The following is a 3,414-nucleotide window of genomic DNA, read 5'->3' on the forward strand; positions in this document are numbered from 1 at the left end:
GGCACCGGCCATCTGTCGCATGTCGAAGCCCGACGGGTGCTGGTACACGCGCAGCCCGAACTCGGGCAGCACCGCGATCAGGTGATCGAACAGGTCGGACTGGATGGCCTCGTAGTCGACCCACGTCGTCGTGTCGGTGAAGCAGTACAGTTCGAGGGGAATGCCTTCGGCCGTGAGCGGCAGTTGCCGTGCCATGCAGGTCATGTCGCGGCGGATGTGCGGATGGCCTTTCAGGTAGTTCGCGACATACGCGCGGAACGTGCCGAGATTCGTCAGCTGGCGGCGGTTCGCCGGACAGTCGCCGGCCGCACCGAGTGTGCCGTTCCATTGCTCGATCGCGTCGACCTTGTCCTCGAGATAGTCCTTCAGCAGCGTCAGGCGTTCGAGCCGTTCGATCTCGTCGTTGGACAGAAAGCGCACGCTCGTCGCGTCGACGAACAGCGCGCGCTTGATGCGGCGTCCGCCCGCTTCGGTCATCCCGCGCCAGTTCTGGTAGCTCTCGGTGATCAGTTTCCACGTCGGCACGGTGATGATCGTGTGATCGAAGTTCGCGACCTTGACGGTGTTCAGCGTGATGTCGATCACGGTGCCGTCCGCGCCGGCCGACGGCATCGTGATCCAGTCGCCGATCCGCAGCATGTCGTTCGACGACAGCTGCACGCCCGCGACGAGGCCGAGCAGCGTGTCCTTGAAGATCAGCATCAGCACCGCCGACATCGCGCCGATGCCGGACAGCAGCAGGCCGATCTGCTTGCCGGTCGCGTCGCCGATCACGACCAGCGCGGCCGTGATGAACATCACGAGCTTGACGAGCTGCATCGCGCCTTTCAGCGACAGGTGCGGCTGGTCGCGCTGATCGCGCTGATCGCGCTGGTACGTGCGATGCGTGTGTTCGAGCGCCGAAAGCGTCGCGCTGACGGTCATCGTCACGAGGAACACGATCAGCGCGAACAGCACCTTGTCGGCGGCCTGCGCGGCCGTCTCGGGAATGCCGGGCACCGCGCCGAGCCCGAGCTTGACCACGACGAACGGGACGATGCGGTTCAGCCACTTGAATGCGCCGAACTCGAACAGCGCGTCGTCGACGCGTGTGGCGGACAGCCGCGCGAGCCGCGCGACCACGCGGAACAGCAGGAAATGGACGACGGCGGTGATCGCGCCGGCGGCGGCGAGCAGGATGAGGATGCCGACGAGCGGCGCAAACCAGGATTCGTTCAGGGTCATAGGGGCAAACAGGGGCCTTCTCGTGCGTTGAATCGGCGCCGCGATGCGGCGCGCGCCCGGTGAAGGGCGCATGAAAGGGACCGTGATTGTGCCATCGGGTTCCGCGCACGTTGTGGTGAATGCAGGGCGCGAGGCTCCCGAACCTTCTCACCATTGCGCAGGTCTCCTCTGTAATCGGGTGAGGGCGCGGGATGAAAGCGCGTCACCGAATGGCGCCGCGCGCGCGTCTTGCCGGATGCGTTGCACATCGCCCCGAGACCGGCTCGGCCCCGCTGCCGCGGGCCTGCGCGCTTCAATGCGCGTGAGCGGCGATCCGTGCAATCATGCAGGCGTCGCATGGATTGTCGGTGCGCCGTTCGTCTTTGCGCGCGGCCCGTCCACCGACGGTGAGCGCCATGCGCCACCTTCGCGCACTTGCCATGCAATGCCTGCACGGGGCACGATGCGCGAACGATTTCGCGAACCACGTCACCCCATACTCACGCATTTCATGCATGCAAGATTCCAACGAAAGCCGCCCGTCAGGCGTGCGGTTGCTGAAAGGCATCCTACCGATCCGCCGCGGCGGGGCGATCCGCGACATATTCGCGGGCATGTCGCTCGCGTCGATGGACATCCCGCAGGTGCTCGGCTATGCACGCATCGCCGGCATGCCGGCCGTCACGGGCCTTTACACGGTGTTCCTGCCGCTCGTCGCGTTCGCGTGCTTCGGCGCGTCGCGGCATCTGGTGGTGGCGGCCGATTCCGCGACCGCGACGATCTTCGCGAGCCGGCTGTCGTCGATGGCGCCGGCCGGCAGCGCCGAGTATGTGGCGCTGGCCGGCATGGTCGCGCTGCTGACTGCCGCGATGTTGCTGCTCGCGCGCATCTTCAAGCTCGGCTTTCTCGCCGATTTCCTGTCGCGTACGGTGCTGGTCGGCTTTCTCGCCGGCGTCGGCGTGCAGGTGTCGATCGCGATGCTCGGCGACATGCTCGGGCTGGCCGTGCCGTATCCGGCGTCGCGCAGCCTCGCGCAACTCGACTACGTCGTCACGCATCTCGTCGATACGAACCGGCCGACGTTCGCGCTCGCGGCGCTCGTCGTCGTCGCGATTCTCGCGTGCAAGCGGTTCCTGCCGCGCGTGCCGATGCCGATGATCGCGGTTGCGGGCAGCATCGCGGCAAGCGACGTGTTCGGATTCGCCGCGCATGGCATCGCGGTGCTCGGGCCGGTCGCGGGCGGGTTGCCGCCGCTGCGCTGGCCGTCCGTCACGTGGCAGCAGTTCCTCGATCTCGTGCCGGTCGCCGCGTCGTGCTTCGTGACGATCATTGCGCAGAGCGCGGCCGCCGCGCGCGTGTTCGCGCAGCAGTACGACGAGGAGGTCGATACCAACGCCGACATCCTCGGCCTTGCGGCCGCGAACGCGGCTGCGGCGGTGGGCGGCGCATTCGTCGTCAACGGCAGCCCGACGCAGACGGCGATGGCCGACGGCGCGGGCGTGCGCAGCCAGATCGGGCATCTGGCGTTTGCCGCCGTGGTGGCGGTGGTCCTGTTGTTCTTCAGCACGTTTCTGCAGTATCTGCCGCATGCGGTGCTGGCCGGCATCGTGTTCACGATTGCGCTCGGGCTGATCAACGTGCGCAGCCTCGCCGCGATCCGCAAGGAGAGCCCCGGCGAATTCACGCTCGCGCTGGTGACGGCCGTGGCCGTCGTGACGGTCGGCGTCGAGCACGGCATCCTGCTGGCCGTCGCGCTGTCGTTGATGCGGCACGTGCGCCACAGCTACCAGCCGCACACGATGGTGCTCGAACCGGTCGAAGGCAACGGGCGGTGGCAGCCCGTGCCCGCGCGGCGCGGTGCGATGACGGCGCCGGGATTGATCGTCTACCGGTTCGGCTCCGACCTGTTCTTCGCGAACGACCATCTGTTCACCGCCGAAGTGACCGAGCTCGTCGAGGCGGCGCCGGTGCCGGTGCGCTGGTTCGTCGTCGATGCGGGCGCGATCACCGACGTCGACTATTCGGCCGCGCGGACGCTGACCGATCTCGTCAAGATGCTGCAGGCACGCGGGATCGGCGTGCTGTTCGGGCGGGTCAACCGCTACCTGCGCGCGGACATGGATCGTCACCGGATCACGGAAATCGTCGGCCCGTCACGCATTTTTTCGACGCTGCACCAGGCGCTCGAGGCCGCCGGCACGACGCCGGCGC

2 protein-coding genes are annotated in these 3,414 nt (G+C 67.4%); one reads left to right on the plus strand and one right to left on the minus strand.

Translation table 11 applies throughout. The annotated features are described in order from the left end of the window. The coding region (locus JYJ84_RS31880; RefSeq protein WP_205186529.1) for a mechanosensitive ion channel family protein at positions 1–1,224 on the minus strand (1,224 nt) is incomplete at its 3' end. 494 nt (positions 1,225–1,718) lie between these two features. On the opposite strand from JYJ84_RS31880, the gene JYJ84_RS31885 reads away from it, so the two are divergent. Then, positions 1,719–3,414: SulP family inorganic anion transporter (locus JYJ84_RS31885; protein ID WP_205189945.1), on the plus strand; the 1,696-nt coding region annotated here is incomplete at its 3' end.

Source organism: Burkholderia sp. LMG 13014, assembly GCF_905232215.1.
Taxonomy (GTDB): domain Bacteria; phylum Pseudomonadota; class Gammaproteobacteria; order Burkholderiales; family Burkholderiaceae; genus Burkholderia.